Annotated in this window: 14 protein-coding genes; 10 read left to right on the top strand and 4 right to left on the bottom strand. The window is 69.9% G+C overall.

Annotated elements, in window-relative coordinates; genetic code table 11:
• Positions 1 to 17 precede the first annotated feature (17 nt).
• Both MRBLWO14_RS07510 and deoD read right to left on the bottom strand, forming a co-directional pair.
• The gene (locus tag MRBLWO14_RS07510; RefSeq protein ID WP_341935830.1) at positions 18 to 2,525 is read right to left on the bottom strand and encodes a DUF3516 domain-containing protein; all 2,508 of its coding nucleotides are present in this window, start codon (positions 2,523 to 2,525) and stop codon (positions 18 to 20) included.
• A 99-nt stretch (positions 2,526 to 2,624) separates the two neighbouring features.
• Positions 2,625 to 3,338: a purine-nucleoside phosphorylase gene (deoD, locus tag MRBLWO14_RS07505; RefSeq protein WP_341935829.1), complete on the bottom strand. Its 714-nt coding sequence runs from the start codon at positions 3,336 to 3,338 to the stop codon at positions 2,625 to 2,627.
• A gap of 255 nt (positions 3,339 to 3,593) precedes the next feature.
• Between deoD and MRBLWO14_RS07500 the strand changes: the two genes are divergently transcribed.
• Positions 3,594 to 3,785: a hypothetical protein gene (locus MRBLWO14_RS07500; RefSeq protein WP_341935828.1), complete on the top strand. Its 192-nt coding sequence runs from the start codon at positions 3,594 to 3,596 to the stop codon at positions 3,783 to 3,785.
• A 7-nt stretch (positions 3,786 to 3,792) separates the two neighbouring features.
• On the opposite strand, the gene MRBLWO14_RS07495 is transcribed toward MRBLWO14_RS07500, so the two are convergent.
• Complete coding sequence (locus MRBLWO14_RS07495; protein WP_341935827.1) at positions 3,793 to 4,827, bottom strand: FUSC family protein; 1,035 nt, start codon at positions 4,825 to 4,827, stop codon at positions 3,793 to 3,795.
• A 140-nt stretch (positions 4,828 to 4,967) separates the two neighbouring features.
• On the opposite strand from MRBLWO14_RS07495, the gene MRBLWO14_RS07490 reads away from it, so the two are divergent.
• Positions 4,968 to 5,423 (top strand): SRPBCC family protein, encoded by a 456-nt coding sequence (locus MRBLWO14_RS07490; RefSeq protein ID WP_341935826.1) that lies wholly within the window; start codon positions 4,968 to 4,970, stop codon positions 5,421 to 5,423.
• Between the two features lie 97 nt (positions 5,424 to 5,520).
• On the opposite strand, the gene MRBLWO14_RS07485 is transcribed toward MRBLWO14_RS07490, so the two are convergent.
• Entirely contained in the window at positions 5,521 to 6,522 is a 1,002-nt protein-coding gene (locus tag MRBLWO14_RS07485) for an IS481 family transposase (RefSeq protein ID WP_341933284.1), read from the bottom strand.
• Between the two features lie 187 nt (positions 6,523 to 6,709).
• On the opposite strand from MRBLWO14_RS07485, the gene MRBLWO14_RS07480 reads away from it, so the two are divergent.
• From MRBLWO14_RS07480 to MRBLWO14_RS07445, 8 genes are all read left to right on the top strand, one after another.
• Positions 6,710 to 6,952 (top strand): hypothetical protein, encoded by a 243-nt coding sequence (locus MRBLWO14_RS07480; RefSeq protein ID WP_341935825.1) that lies wholly within the window; start codon positions 6,710 to 6,712, stop codon positions 6,950 to 6,952.
• A 68-nt stretch (positions 6,953 to 7,020) separates the two neighbouring features.
• Positions 7,021 to 9,912 carry an AAA family ATPase gene (locus MRBLWO14_RS07475; RefSeq protein WP_341935824.1) on the top strand — a complete coding sequence of 964 codons (2,892 nt, stop codon included), beginning with the start codon at positions 7,021 to 7,023 and terminating at the stop codon, positions 9,910 to 9,912.
• A gap of 75 nt (positions 9,913 to 9,987) precedes the next feature.
• Positions 9,988 to 10,191 (top strand): cold-shock protein, encoded by a 204-nt coding sequence (locus tag MRBLWO14_RS07470; protein ID WP_050723174.1) that lies wholly within the window; start codon positions 9,988 to 9,990, stop codon positions 10,189 to 10,191.
• A gap of 237 nt (positions 10,192 to 10,428) precedes the next feature.
• Complete coding sequence (locus tag MRBLWO14_RS07465) at positions 10,429 to 11,454, top strand: iron-siderophore ABC transporter substrate-binding protein (protein WP_341935823.1); 1,026 nt, start codon at positions 10,429 to 10,431, stop codon at positions 11,452 to 11,454.
• 27 nt (positions 11,455 to 11,481) lie between these two features.
• Positions 11,482 to 12,525 carry an iron ABC transporter permease gene (locus MRBLWO14_RS07460; RefSeq protein ID WP_341935822.1) on the top strand — a complete coding sequence of 348 codons (1,044 nt, stop codon included), beginning with the start codon at positions 11,482 to 11,484 and terminating at the stop codon, positions 12,523 to 12,525.
• 5 nt (positions 12,526 to 12,530) lie between these two features.
• Positions 12,531 to 13,592: an iron chelate uptake ABC transporter family permease subunit gene (locus MRBLWO14_RS07455; protein ID WP_341936178.1), complete on the top strand. Its 1,062-nt coding sequence runs from the start codon at positions 12,531 to 12,533 to the stop codon at positions 13,590 to 13,592.
• Positions 13,589 to 14,389, top strand: coding sequence for an ABC transporter ATP-binding protein (locus MRBLWO14_RS07450; protein ID WP_341935821.1), 801 nt, complete (start codon positions 13,589 to 13,591; stop codon positions 14,387 to 14,389). Before MRBLWO14_RS07455 ends, MRBLWO14_RS07450 begins: the two co-directional genes overlap by 4 nt.
• On the top strand, positions 14,379 to 15,335 hold the full coding sequence (locus MRBLWO14_RS07445; RefSeq protein WP_341935820.1) for a siderophore-interacting protein: 957 nt from the start codon (positions 14,379 to 14,381) through the stop codon (positions 15,333 to 15,335). Before MRBLWO14_RS07450 ends, MRBLWO14_RS07445 begins: the two co-directional genes overlap by 11 nt.
• The last annotated feature ends 10 nt before the right edge of the window (positions 15,336 to 15,345 follow it).

Here is a 15,345-nt window from a genome sequence, read left to right as displayed (position 1 = left end):
GGCGCGTGCAAGAAGGATCAGAGTCTGTCGACCGCCGTCACGGTGACGACGGCCGCGCCCTCCTCGTCGGAGGCGGCGAGGTCGACGGTCGCCGAGATGCCCCAGTCGTGGTCGCCCGCCGGGTCGTCGATGATCTGACGCACGGTCCATTCGGTCGCGCCCTCGGTGAGGAGGAGCAGCTGAGAGCTGCGCGCGTTCGCGCCGGTGAGGATCTCGTCGTGATCGGCGAAGTACCCGTCGAGGGCGTCCGACCAGGCGTCGGCGCCGAACGACGGGTCGAGCTCGCCGAGTGCGATGACATCCTCGCGGGCCGCGAGCTGCACTCGACGGAACAGCTCGTTGCGCACCAGAATTCTGAAGGCGCGGACGTTCGCGGTCAGGCGCTTGGGCGCCGGCGGCACGATGGGCTCGTCGTCGTGGTCCTGTGGGACGCCGGCCACGAGCTCCTCCCACTCGTCCAACAGGCTCGAGTCGACCTGTCGTACGAGCTCGCCCAGCCACTCGATGAGGTCGCGCAGATCCTCGTCCTTCAGCTCCTCGGGGATGGTCTGCGACGCCGCACGATACGCGTCGGAGAGGTAACGAAGCACGACCCCCTCTGAGCGGGCGATCTTGTAGTGGGCGACGTATTCCCCGAACGACATGGCCCGCTCGTACATGTCGCGGACGACGGACTTCGGATGCAGTTCGAAGTCGCGGATCCACGGCTGCGCCGCGCTGTACGTCTCGAAGGCCGCCGTCAGGAGCTCGTCGAGCGGCTTCGGATACGTGACCTCTTCGAGCAGCTCCATGCGTTCGTCGTACTCGATGCCCTCGCGCTTCATCGCCGCAACGGCTTCGCCGCGCGCGAGGAACTCCTGCTGCCCGAGCACGGCGCGCGGGTCGTCGAGCGTGGCCTCGACGATCGAGATCATGTCGAGCGCGTAGGAGCCCGTGCCCGTGCCGGCGGACGGATCCGGGTCGAGCAGCTCGAATGCGGCGAGGGCGAAGGGTGACAGTGGCTGGTTCAGCGCGAAGTTCGGCTGCAGGTCGACCGTGAGGCGGATGGCGCCGTCGGGCGCGCGCTCCACGACACCCGATTCGAGCAGCGTGCGGAAGATCCCGATCGCCCGTCGGGCCAGCTCGCGCTGCCGCGCGCGCGGCTCGTGGTTGTCGTATACCAGCGCGCGCATATTCGCGAAGACGTCGCCGCCGCGGGCGATCACGTTGAGCATCATGGCGCTCGTGATCTGCATGTGCGAGGTCAGCGTCTCGGGCTCCGCGTCGATCAGCTTCCGGAACGAGGGCTCGCCCCACGACACGAACCCGTCCGGTGCCTTCTTGCGGATGATCTTCCGCTTCTTCTTCGGATCGTCGCCGGCCTTCTTGATCGCCGCGATGTTCTCGGTCTCGTGCTCGGGGGCCTGGGCCACGACCGTCCCCGCGGTGTCGTACCCCGCGCGTCCTGCCCGCCCCGCGATCTGGTGGAACTCCCGCGCGTTGAGCTGCCGCATCCTGGTGCCGTCGAACTTCGTCAGCGCCGTGAGCAGCACGGTGCGGATCGGCACGTTGATGCCGACGCCGAGTGTGTCGGTGCCGCAGATCACGCGCAGCAGGCCGCGCTGCGCGAGCTGCTCCACCAGGCGGCGGTACTTCGGCAGCATCCCCGCGTGGTGCACGCCGATGCCCGCCCGCAGGAAGCGCGAGAGCGTCTTGCCGAAGGCGGTGGTGAAACGGAACCCGCCGATCAGCGCCGCGATCTCGTCACGCTGCTCGCGCGTCGCGACCTTTGTGCTCGACAAGGCCTGCGCCCGCTCCATCGCCGCCGCCTGCGAGAAGTGCACGACGTAGATCGGCGCCTGCCCCGTGCTCAGCAGGTCGTCGATGGTCTCGTGGATCGGCGTCGTCTCATAGAAGAAGTGCAGGGGCACCGGGCGTTCGACGCCGGTGACGGATGCCGTCTCGCGGCCGGTCCGCCGGGTGAGGTCGGACGCGAGCTGCGTGACATCGCCGAGGGTCGCCGACATGAGGATGAACTGCGCCTGCGGCAGTTCGAGCAGCGGAACCTGCCACGCCCACCCGCGGTCGGGGTCGGCGTAGAAGTGGAACTCGTCCATCACGACCTGCTGCACTGCGGCATCCGGTCCCTGACGCAGTGCGAGGTTCGCGAGGATCTCGGCCGTGCAGCAGATGATCGGGGCGTCGGGGTTCACCGACGAGTCGCCCGTGATCATGCCGACGTTCGCGGCGCCGAACACATCGACGAGCGCGAAGAACTTCTCGCTCACGAGCGCCTTGATCGGCGCCGTGTAATACGAGCGCCGCCCGGTGACGAGGGCGGCGTAGTGGGCGCCGACCGCCACGAGCGACTTCCCCGTGCCGGTGGGCGTCGAGAGGATCAGGTTGTTGCCCGAGACGATCTCGATCAGCGCCTCGTCCTGCGCGGGGTAGAGGCTGATGCCGGTCGACTCGACCCAGTCGACGAACGCCGTGTAGACGGCATCCGCGTCGGATCCGTCAGCGAGGGTCGTCGGATCGAGGAGCATCCTCCGATCCTTTCATCCCCGGGTCTGCTTTCGAATCGCTTGACTTGCAGCTCCGACGCCCTAAGAGCTGCAAGTCAAGCGATTCGAAAGGGCGTGACCTCAGACCGCGGTCGCGGCGCGCAGCGCGATGCGGATCATGTCGCCGAACGTCTGCTCGCGCTCCTGTGCGGTGGTCTCCTCGCCGGTGACGATGTGATCGGAGACCGTGCAGATGGCCAGCGCGCGGCGCTCGTAGTAGGCGGCGAGCGTGTACAGGCCGGCGGCCTCCATCTCGACGCCGAGCACGCCGTGCTTCACGAACGGCTCGGTGAGCTCGGGGCGGGTGCTGTAGAACTGGTCGCTCGAGAAGAGCAGGCCGACGTGCACGGCGGAGTCGATCGGCTCAGACTCGCTCGCCTCGACGGCCGCGCGCAGCAGACCGAAGTCGGCGACGGGCGCGTAGCCGAGCCCGTGGAACCGCACGCGGTTGATGCCGGAGTCGGTGCACGCGCCGTTCGCGATGACGATGTCGCGAACCGCGAGCTTCTCGGTCAGGGCGCCGCACGAGCCGACGCGCACGATCGTCTCGACCCCGTAGGAGTCGAACAGCTCGTTCGCGTAGATCGCCATCGACGGCTGCCCCATGCCCGACCCCTGCACCGAGACGCGGTGCCCCTCCCAGGTGCCGGTGTATCCCAGCATCCCGCGGGTCTCGGAGTAGAGCTCGGCGTCTTCGAGGAACGTCTCGGCGATCCACTTCGCCCTGAGCGGGTCGCCGGGGAACAGGACGATGGGGGCGATCTGGCCGGGCTCTGCGGCGATGTGCGTGCTCATCACTCCAGCGTATTCACGCCGACCCACCCCTTTCCATGCCACCCACCCCTCTATGGACGCTCACGAAGGGGGTGGCTCGCGCAGAAGGGGGTGGCTCGGCGCGCGAGGGCGGGGCTGCGCGGCGAGGGCGGGGCGCGAGGGCGGGCAGGGCGGGCGGGGCGCGAGGGCGGGGCTGCGCGGCGGGATTGTCAAGACCCGTGCGGTGCGGGTGGCGCCCCCGTAGCCTCGCAACGACACGACCCGAGAGGACCGAACATGGGCACCGAGAACGACACCGACGGCATCGACACCGACCGCACGGACATCAGCTCCGAGCCGTCGCCCGGCGCGGAGGAGAACGACAACCTCGGCACCGAGGACAACAAGAGCGAGCCGCCGCGGGTGCTCCCGTCCGACGGCGACGACGACGGCCGGCACAGCAGCGACGTCGAGGCCGAGCGGGACTGATCCGTCCTCAGTCCTCGTCGACGAGTTCGCCGCGGATGCGTCGCAGGTCCTCCATCAGCGACCCGATGAGGATCCAGTGCGCAGACGACGGCGGGCGGATGACGAGGGGCGCCGTCAGTGCGGGGATCGTCGAGGTGAGGGCCTCGGGTTCCCGCGCGACGTCGGCGATCTGCACCGCGAGGCGCACGTCATGCCCCGCGCGCCGCAGCTGATCGGCGATCGCGACGACCGCGGGCTCCTCGCCGATCGAATCGTCGTAGTGATCGAAGTACGCGCGCGTCATGCCGATCGTCTGCGTGACGATCGGGGTGAGCTTGTCGAGCAGCGCCCGCATCTCGGCGAGGTCGGACCGGTGCGTCGAGCGGCGCGGGTTGAGCGTCAGCGACTCCTCGCCGGCCGCGATCGACGCCTCTGCCGCGTCGCGCATCGGGCGCAGCAGCCGCACCTCGAGCATGAGCTCCTGCAGCTGTGCGGGTGACTGCGGCTCGGGGAGGGCATCGGCGAGACGGTCGAGACTCGCGGCGAGTTCGCCGCCGAGCAGTCCGAGGTCGCGCTTCGCGGGTGCGACCATCACCGGCGGCACGATGAGCGCGTTCACGACGATGCCGATGACGACGCCGATGAGGGTCTCGAAGATCCGCGCGAGCGCGTAGTCGGGGGTCGACCCGAGCGCCAGCACGAGCATCGCCGAGATCGCGACCTGGTTGCCGGTGCCCGGTGTGGCGCGCAGCGCCCACGCGATGAGCATGGCGACGACGATGGCGAGCAGCACGATCCAGCTGGGCGAGCCGAGCAGCAGGCCGAGGGCGACGGCGATCACGACGCCGACGATCACGCCGATGCTGCGCTCGAGCGCCTTCGACAGCGACTGGTTGATGCTCGGCTGCACGACGAGCAGTGCAGCGATCGCGGCGAACACGGGCAGCTGCCCCGGCACGACCCATCCCGCGAGCAGCCAGGCCGCGATCGTCGCGGCGGCGGACTTGACCACCTGCAGCAACGGGGAGCGCTTCGAGGCGCGGATCGCGGCGGGGATGCGCATTCCTCCACGCTACTCGCGGCAGCCTCGGCATCCGTCCCCCTTGCGCTCTCGCCCCGCACCCTGTCAACCCCTTCGCATCCGAGCGCCGAAGGGCGTCGAATAGAGCAACGAACACAAGTCGAATCAGTGAGGAGCATCACATGGCGCAGATCATCGAGACCATCGACGTTCACGTCCCCGTCGACGTCGCCTACAACCAGTGGACCCAGTTCGAGAGCTTCCCGGAGTTCCTCGACGAGGTCGAGTCGATCGTGCAGATCGACGACACGCACAACCGCTGGAAGGTGAACGTGGGCGGCGCGACGCGCGAGTTCGACGCCGAGATCACCGAGCAGCACCCCGACGAGCGCGTCGCGTGGAAGAGCACGGGCGGCGACACCGAGCACGCCGGCGTCGTGACGTTCCACAAGCTCGAGGACCTGACGACCCGCGTCACCGTGCAGATCGACTGGGAGCCGGAGGGCCTTCTCGAGAAGGTCGGATCGCTCGTCGGCGCCGGATCGCACGCCGTGAAGAAGGACCTCAAGAACTTCAAGGAGTTCATCGAGAAGCGCGGGGCCGAGACCGGCTCCTGGCGCGGCGACGTGGACGCCTGACACCCGCATCACCCGGCGAGGCCCGGACGGCAGCAGTCGCTGTCTCCGGGCCTCGTCGCGTGCGGGCGCTCGCGGCCTCTGCGGCCTCCGCCGACGCCTAGGTGTTCTTCTCCGGCAGGTTGTGAACGCGGGCTGAGGGTGTGAGTCCGCCGATTCCGCTGTGGGGTCGGTGGTGATTGTAGTGATGAAGCCACTCGGGATAGGCGGCTTCGCGTTCGGTCTCGGATGTGTAGGGGCGGGCGTAGGCCCATTCGGCGGCGAGGGTGCGGTTGAAGCGTTCGACCTTGCCGTTCGATTGGGGGCGGAACGGTCGAGTGCGTCGATGCTTGACGCCGTCTCCGAGTGCTGTGGCGAAGGCTCGTGAGCGATAGCAGGCGCCGTTGTCCGTCATCACCGCAGCGACCGTGATGTCGTGTTCAGCGAAGAAGCTGCGGGCTCGACTCCAGAACGCGGCGGCTGTGTCGCCGCGTTCGTCGCCCAGCCGTTCGGAGTAGGCCAGTCGGCTGTGGTCGTCGACCGCGTGATGCAGGAACACGTATCCGCGCGACGGTGACGCGCCTCGACGGGCAGCGCGATCACGGACGACGCCGGCTCGGCGGTCTTGCTGGGACCCTCGACCATAAGCACGCCAGCCGCCACCGTCAGGGATCCTGCTGAGCTTCTTGATATCGACGTGAACCAGCTCGCCCGGGACGCTCATCTCGTAACGAAGCGCCTTCGGTCTGCGAACGGGCAGGCCGGTGGCTTGATCCAGGTGCTGCAGCAACGGCATCCGATAGCGGGTCAGTACCCGGCCGACCGTCGAGCGCGGAACCCCCAGATGCCAAGCGATCCGGTGCGGACCCCATCGTCTCGTGAATCGCAGCGCGATGATGCGACGCTCCAATCGCAGCGCCACCCGGTTCGGTGACGAAGCCGGCCGTGAGCTGCGATCCGTCAATGGCAACCCGGCCCGATAACGGCGCGACCACCGCGACGCCGTCGCGGGCGAGCATTGGAACCGTTGCGCGGCGACGCGGACCGACCAACCATGATCAACAATCGACGACGCGAGACGACGACGCCCTTCAGGCGTCAAGGGAGCATTAGCGTGAGTCACGAAGACCTCCGGTGAACGAAGTGAGGGTGGTACCCACATCGTCCCGGAGGTCTTCGCTACATCAAACGATCACAACGTCCCGGAGAAGAACACCTAGGGATCGGATGCCGCGAAGATAGGGCATCCTCCCGATGTCGAGGGGGCGCCTCAGAGCGGAGTGTAGGGACATCCCGACAGAGGAGATGTCATGTACGAGCACCCGTACCTCAGCTACCAGGTCACCGAGTTCGACCGGCAGGAGCTGGAGCGCGCCGCCGAGCGTCGCCGCTTCCTCGGCGAGCACGCCGACCAGATCGTCCCCCGGCCGGCGGGACCGCTGCGCCGGTGGGCGGGGCGGATGCTGCGCGGCTCCGCCGCATCGCGCGAGGGCGCGAAGGATGCCGTCGCCGGCCGTCGCGCGACGCCCTGCGAACCCGCACCGGCCCGGTGACGCCGACCGATCCTCCGCCGAGGGCGGAGGCCGTGCCGGATGTCGGAGGGGAGTGGCACGATGAGTGCATGTCCCCGTCCGCCCCGAGCACCGCGATGGTCGGCCGCGAGGCCGAGACGCGGGTCGTGCGCGCGGTCTTCGAGCGGTCGCTGGAGGGCACGCCGGTCGCCCTGCTCGTCGAGGGGGAGGCGGGCATCGGCAAGTCGCGGCTGCTGCGCGAGTTCGCCGCCGAAGTCGCGAACCGCGCCGACGTGCACGTCGGATGGTGTCTCGATCTCGGGGCGTCGCGCACGCCGTTCGGGCCGCTCGTCGGCATCCTGCGCTCGATCGTGTCGCAGCTGGGTGCCGAGAGCGTGCGCGCGCAGCTGGGCGTCGGCGCCGAGGCGCTCGGGATGCTGCTGCCCGAGCTCAATCCCACCGAGCGCAGTCAGACGAGTCCTGATCGGGTGCGCGATGCGATCGCCGCGCTCATCGAGGTCGCCGCCGAACGCAACCCGCAGGTGCTGATCGTCGAAGACCTGCACTGGGCCGACGACTCGACGCTCGCGATCCTCGCCTTCCTCATGCGCTCCCTGACCCGGGGGCGCATCATGCTGCTCCTCTCGTGCCGCAGCGACGACGTGCGCCGGGGTGACGCGGTGAGCTCGTTCATCGGCGAGTCCACGCGCGCGCGTCTGCTCGACCGCGTGCAGGTCGACCGCCTCGACGCCGATGCGGTGCGCGAGCTCGCCGAGGCGATCATCGGTCAGCCGCTCAGCGACACCGCGCTCGAGCGCATCCGGTCGCGCGCCGAGGGAGTGCCGTTCTTCATCGAGGAGATCGCGGGATGCTCGGCCGGTCCGCTCCCCGGCACACTGCGCGACCTGCTGCTCGCCCGGTTCGACCGTCTCGGCGACGACGCACGCCGCGTGGTGCAGGTCGCCTCGGGTGCCGATCGTGCGCTGACCCATCCGACGATCTCCGCGCTCGCCGGGCTCGCCGACGGGAGGCTCGACGAGGCGATCCGTGAGGCGACGCAGAGCGGCATCCTGATCGTGGTCGACGACGAGTACCGCTTCCGCCATGCGCTGCTGCGCGAGGCCGTGCACGACGACCTGCTCCCGGGCGAGCGCGCCCGGCTGCATCGTTCGTACGCCGAGCTCATGGAGCAGCAGGGCGCCGGCGCGGCGAGCGGCGAGCCGGCTGCCCTCGCATACCACTGGCAGCTCGCGCAGGACCCCCGCCGGGCCCTGGCGGCGGCCATGACGGCGATGAGCGATGCCAAGGCACGGTTCGCGTTCGCGAGTGCCGCGCGGTTCGGTGAGCTCGTGCTCGACCTGTGGGCCCAGGTGCCCGACGCCGAGATCGTCGTCGATGTCCCGCGCCTGGAGTTCCTGCGCTCGCTGGGCTCGGTGCTGCGCAACGCCGGCGATGGGGAGAGAGCGCTCGCCGTGGTGAATCTCGCGCTGTCCGAGGTCGACCCCGCGGCCGTCGACCCGCGCACCCACGCGCGCCTGCTGCGCGACAAGGCGTACTACACGATGAACCTCGGGCGGAACGGCTCGGTGCCGCTGCTGCAGGACTCGCTCTCCGTGCTCGACGGTCGCGTCGACGACGATCGGCTGCATGCCTCGATCCTCAATCAGCTCGGCAGCCGGTACATGGTCGCGGGGCGCCTCGCCGACGCGATCGACATCGCGACGGAGGCGGAGCGCCGCGGCGACGCGGCGGGCTCGGACGAGGAGACGTCGATCGCGGCGAACATCCGCGCGGCCTCGCTCGCGCATCTGGGCAGCGTCGCCGACGCGCACGAGCAGTACGCGCTCGCGCTCGCCCGCGCGAACACGACCAACGCGGAGCTGCGCTACCGCGTCAACTACTCCGACCTGCTCGGTCTGCTCGGGCGTTATCGCGACGCGGTCCGTGTGGCCGAGGAGGGGATGGAGCGAGCCCGCGAGTACGGCGTCGAGCGCACCACCGGCGCGATCATGACGCAGAACATGGCGGTGCCTCTGCTCGAGATGGGCGAGATCGAGCGCGTCGAGGGGATGCTGGCGCGCGAGCTCGCACAGGCCACTCTGCGCATCTTCCACGCCTACTCGACCATGACGCGTGTGCGTGTGCTGTCGTGGCGCGGTCGCCACGTCGAGGCCGCCGAGATCGTGCGCGAGTGGCACCCGGTGTTCGCCGAGGCCGGCGTCGACGAACGGCAGATCTGGTACGACGAGATCATGATGCGCCTCTCGGTCGCCGAGAGCGGAGGAGACCTGCGGGCCGCGCTCGACGAGGTCCGTGCCATGCTCCGCGACGACGGCCCGAGGCTGCTGCACGAACGTCGCCTGATGCTCGAAGCGGGGTGGCTCATCGCCGAGCTCCGGGCGACCGGCGAGGCGGTCGACGACGCGGTGTCCGAGGTGCGCGAGGCCTGGCTCAGCCAGCCCGAGCAGCTCCTCGACGACGCGTGGTGGAGGATCCTCTCGGCGTTCCTCGACCCCTCGATCCCCGCGCTGCGGTCTGCTGTCGACCTCGCCGACGGCGACGATGTGCCGGTCACGTTCCGCGTCATGGCCCGTCTCGTACTCGCGCGGATGCTGGTCGACACCGCAGAACGGCCGGCCGCCGCATCCGTCCTCGACGAGGCGCGACGCACGGCCGAGACCCTCGGACACGTGCCCCTCGGGCGGGCGGTCGCCGAGTTCGCGCACGCCGCCGGGCTCCGCGCGGCCGATTCCCGGCATGCGGGAGGCGTCGGGTCGGGCGACGCCGAGCCGCTCACCGCGCGCGAGCTCCAGGTGCTCGAACTCATCGCCGAGGGGCTCAGCAACCGTCAGATCGCCGAGCGCCTCTTCATCAGCGTGAAGACGGTGAGCGTCCACGTGTCGGCGGTGCTCCGCAAGCTCGGGGTGGCGAGTCGGACGGAGGTGGCCGTCCTCCACCGCGAGAACACCCCGACCGTTCGTCAGCCCGCCGTGATACGTTGACGGAGTGTGCGCGCCGGATGATCTGGCGCGGCACAGGTCGCTTCAGCGGCCGTATCAACAGAAAGTAGAAAACACATGGCCACTGGCACTGTGAAATGGTTCAACGCGGAGAAGGGCTTCGGCTTCATCGCTCCTGATGACGGTTCGGAAGACCTCTTCGCTCACTACTCGGCTATCGCCGGCTCCGGTTTCAAGGAGCTCCGCGAGAACCAGAAGGTCGAATTCGACGCTGAGCGTGGCCCCAAGGGCATGCAGGCGGCGAACATCCGCGCTCTCTGAGCACGCGCTGACTTCCTGAAGCCGGTCGGATCCCTCACGGATCCGGCCGGCTTTCTGCATCCCTCCCCCCGCATCCCACCCCCGCATCCCACCCTGCATCGCGCACCACGCCCCGCACCCGGTCCGGCACCCCGAGATGAGGGTCGCCTTACTTTCTGTTAGATTAGGCCAGGCTTACCAAAGCCCTGGCGCCCCTCCGTGCGCCGTACCCTCCATCTCCAACCGAAGGGAACGCCTGTGCGCACCTCCCGTCTCCTCGCCGCCGGTGTCGCCGCGGCGCTCGCCGTGGGCCTCGCCGCCTGCTCGACCCCGTCCGGCGGCGACTCCGACTCCGCCGGGAGCAACCCGGCCGACGACTCGGCCTTCCCGGTCACGATCGAGCACGTCTACGGCGAGACCACGATCACCGAGAAGCCCGAGCGCGTCGCGACGGTGGCGTGGGCCAACCACGAGGTGCCGCTCGCGCTGGGCATCGTGCCGGTCGGCATGAGCAAGGCGACGTGGGGCGACGACGACGACAACGGCATCCTGCCCTGGGTTGAGGAGAAGCTCGACGAGCTCGGCGGCGAGACCCCGGTGCTGTTCGACGAGTCCGACGGCATCGACTTCGAGGCCGTCGCCGACACGCAGCCCGACGTGATCCTCGCGTCGTACTCCGCGATCACCAAGGAGGAGTACGACACCCTCTCCAAGATCGCCCCGGTCGTCGCGTACCCCGACATCCCCTGGGGCACCACCGTCGACGAGATGATCGAGATGAACTCGAAGGCCCTCGGGCTCGAGGACGAGGGCGACGCCCTCGTCGAGAAGCTGCACTCCGACGCCGAGGCCGCGCTCGACGCGCAGGGCGACCTCAAGGACAAGAAGGCGATGTTCTTCTTCGTCGACCCGACCGACCTCAGCCAGATCGGGTACTACACGCCGATCGACCCCCGCGTCGGCTACCTGAACGAGCTCGGAATGCCGCTCTCCTCGCTGCTCGAGGCGGATGCCGACACCGACCAGTTCTACCTGCAGGTCAGCGCGGAGGACGCGGCGAAGTTCGACGATGTCGACCTCATCATCACGTACGGCGACGACTCGACGCTCGCCCTCCTGCAGGCCGACCCGCTCCTGTCGAAGATCCCCGCTATCGCCGAGGGCCGCGTCGCCGTGCTGCCCGACTCCACCCCGCTCGCGGCATCGGCCAACCCGACGCCGCTCTCCATCCCGTGGGGCATCGACGCCTACTTCGAGGCCCTGGCTGCGCCGCTCGCGCAGTGATCGTCCGCGCCATCCCGCTCTGATCCCGTGACCGCTGTCGCCGCTCCCGCGCCGGGCATCGCAGACCTGCGACGCCCGGCGTGGGTGCGTACCCTCTGGCTGCTGGCCGGCGTGGGCGTGCTGCTCGTGCTGTGCGCGCTGTCGGTCAGTTTCGGGGTGCGGGCAGTCACGCTCGACGACATCGGGGCGGCGCTCTCGGGGCACGCCGACACGATCGCCGAGGCGGCTGTCGTCAAGCGCATCCCGCGCACGGTCCTCGCGCTCCTCGTCGGAGCGGCTCTCGCACTGTCGGGCGCGACCATGCAGGCGGTGACCCGCAATCCGGTCGCCGACCCGGGCATCCTCGGGGTGTCGAACGGCGCGTCCTTCGCCGTGGTGCTGGGGCTCGCGTTCCTCGGACTCACGAATCCGTACGGACAGATGGCCCTCGCCATCACGGGTGCGGCGCTCGCGGCCGCGTTCGTGTACACCGTCGGCTCGCTCGGCCGTGGCGGGGCGACCCCGCTCAAGCTCGCCCTCGCGGGTGCGGCGACCTCGGCCGCCTTCGCCTCCCTCATCAGCGCCGTCATGCTGCCGCGCGTCGACCTGCTGCAGGCCTTCCAGGCGTGGCAGATCGGCGGGGTCGGCGGTGCGGAGTGGCCGCGCATCGCGCTGACCGCGCCTGTTCTCGCGCTCGGCGCCCTCATCTGCCTGGCGAGCGCGCGGGGCATGAACTCGCTCGCGCTCGGCGACGACATGGCCAAGGGGCTCGGCGAGCACGTGTTCCGCACCCGGCTCGTGTCGGCGCTCGGTGCCGTGATCCTCGCCGGTGCGGCCACGGCGATCGCCGGTCCGATCGGGTTCATCGGCCTCGTCATCCCGCACGTGTGCCGGATGCTGATCGGCACCGACCACCGCTGGCTGCTGCCGTTCTCGGCGACCGCGGGTGCAGCGCTGCTGCTCGCGAGCGACATCGTCGGCCGGGTCATCTCGCCGTCGTCGGAGGAGATCCAGGTGGGCATCATCACCGCGGTCATCGGAGCGCCGTTCTTCATCTGGATCGTGCGCCGGCAGAAGGTGCGGGAGCTGTGAGCACCATGGATCGCACCGCGCCGGCCCAGACCGTCGCCCACGACCGCATCGCCGCGATCGTCACCGGACGCCGGGCCCGCCACCGTCGCCATGCGGTCGCCACGATCGTGCTCGGCGTGCTGCTGCTCGTGCTGTTCACGGTCGCGCTCATGGTGGGCAACACGTTCTACCCGCTCGACGCTGTCGTACGGGTCATCCTGGGCGAGACCGTGCCCGGGGCCTCGTTCACGGTCGGGGAGCTGCGGCTGCCTCGCGCCGTGCTGGCGATCCTCGCGGGCATCGCGTTCGGCATGGCCGGGGTCTCGTTCCAGACGCTGCTGCGCAACCCGCTCGCCTCGCCCGACATCATCGGCATCTCGAACGGCGCGGGCGCCGCCGCGGTGATCGGCATCATCGTGCTGGGCCTCGACGGACCGCTCGTCTCGCTCCTGGCCCTCGGCGGCGCGCTGGTCACCGCCGCAGCCATCTACCTGCTGTCGATCCGCGGCGGCTTCGCGGGCACCCGGCTGATCCTCATCGGCATCGGCGTCTCGCTGATGCTGCAGAGCGTGATCTCGTACGTGCTGTCGCGGGCCGCGTCGTGGGACATCCAGACCGCGATGCAGTGGCTCACCGGCAGCCTGAACAGCGCCTCCTGGGAGCGCGTCGCCCCGCTCGCCATCGCGGCGCTCGTGATCGTGCCGCTGCTGCTCGCGCAGGGCCGGGCGCTCGGCGCGATGCAGCTCGGCGACGACTCGGCATCCGGGCTCGGGGTGCGGGTGAACACGACGCGCGTGCTCTGCATCCTCGGCGCCGTGGCGCTGCTCGCGTTCGCCACCGCCGCCACCGGGCCGATCGCGTTCGTCGCGTTCATGGCCGGTCCGATCGCCGCGCGCATCACGGGACCCGGCGCGAACCTGCTGCTGCCGAGCGCGTTCGTCGGCGCCGCGCTCGTTCTCGGCAGCGACCTGCTCGGCCAGTTCGCCTTCGGTGAGCGCTACCCGGTCGGCGTCATCACCGGTGTGCTCGGCGCCCCCTACCTCATCTATCTGCTCGTCCGCACCAATCGCTCGGGAGGCTCTCTGTGACCGAGGCGCATACCCTGACGGCGGAGTCCGTCACCCTCGCCTACGGCGACCGCACGGTCATCGACGGCCTCGATCTGCAGATCGCGCCGGGCAGGATCACCACGATCGTCGGGGCGAACGGATGCGGCAAGTCGACGCTGCTCCGCTCGCTCGCGCGCCTGCTCTCACCCTCGGCGGGGCAGATCGTGCTCGACGGCACCTCGGTGCACACGCGCCCCACGAAGGAGGTCGCGCGCATCCTCGGACTGCTGCCGCAGTCGCCGGTGGCGCCGGAGGGCATCGCGGTGGCCGACCTGGTGGGCCGGGGCCGGCACCCGCACCAGAAGATGCTGTCGCGCTGGAGCACCCACGACTACGAGGTCGTCGCCGACGCGCTCGCCGTCACCGGAACCACCGACCTCGCCGATCGCAGTGTCGACGAGCTGTCCGGCGGGCAGCGTCAGCGGGTATGGATCGCGATGGCGCTCGCGCAGGAGACCGACATCCTGCTGCTCGACGAGCCGACCACGTTCCTCGACGTCGCGCACCAGGTCGAGGTGCTCGACCTGCTCACGGACCTCAGCGTCTCGCGCGGCACGACCATCGTGATGGTGCTGCACGATCTGAACCTCGCCGCCCGCTACTCCGACGAGCTCGTCGCGATGAAGGACGGACGCGTGCACGTCACCGGCACGCCGCAGGAGGTCGTGACGGCAGAGCACGTCGAAGAGGTCTTCGGCCTCGCGAATCAGATCACCACCGACCCGGTTTCCGGAAAGCCGATGGTCACACCGATCGGGAGGCACCATGTCCGCTGAGACCACCACCGAGCGTCCCACCTATGTGCTGGCGCGTGCCGAGGTGCGCGCGGTCGACCGCGTCTCGCCGAACTTCGTGCGGGTCACGTTCGGCGGCGACGAGCTGTTCGAGTTCGGAACGCCCGGCGACGTGTTCGACTCCCGCATCAAGCTCGTCTTCCCGCCGGCGTCCGGCGTGCTGCCGGCCCTCGATCGCGAGACCGACAACTGGTGGGCCTCGTACCTCGCGGTGCCCGAGGACGAGCGCGGCTCGATGCGCACGTACTCGGTGCGCGAGCTGCGCGTGACGGATGCCGGCACCGAGGTCGACGTCGACTTCGTGCTGCACCTCGCACCCGGCCTCTCGGGACCCGCGTCGCGCTGGGCCGACGCCGCTGCCGTCGGACAGGAGCTGTACGTGGTCGGGCCGCGCCGCGGCCTGCCGTCCTCCGCGCACGGGGGAGCGGAGTTCGAACCGGGTACCGCGGCATCCGTCGTGCTGGCCGGCGACGAGACCGCCGCGCCCGCGATCGCCCGCATCCTGGAAGACGCTCCGCGCGATCTGCGCGGCTGCGCGTTTATCGAGGTGCCGTCGGCCGACGACGTGCTCTCGATCGCCGCTCCCGCGGGCGTCGAGGTGCGGTGGCTGCCCCGTGCGGACGAGCAGGCCCATGGACTGCAGCTGATCCCTGCGGTGCTCGAGTACCTCGGCGACGCGGATGCCGCAGACGACGTCGACGTGACCGACATCGAGTCCGAGGACCTGCTCTGGGAGACCCCCGACTACTCCGGGCTCGGCGAGGACATCGCGGTGGCGGATGCCCCGGCGGAGCGCTACTTCTGGATCGCCGGCGAGAGCGGGGTCGTCACCACCCTGCGCCGTCACCTCGTGAAGGATCTCGGCATCGATCGCGGGCAGGTGGCCTTCATGGGCTACTGGCGTCGGGGTGTCGCGATGCGCGGCTGATTTCGCGGAA

Origin of the sequence: Microbacterium sp. LWO14-1.2, assembly GCF_038397715.1 — a bacterium.
Taxonomy (GTDB): Bacteria; Actinomycetota; Actinomycetes; order Actinomycetales; family Microbacteriaceae; genus Microbacterium.
Note: the sequence above shows the minus strand (reverse complement) of the source record. Positions and strands in the feature narration are given on the sequence as shown.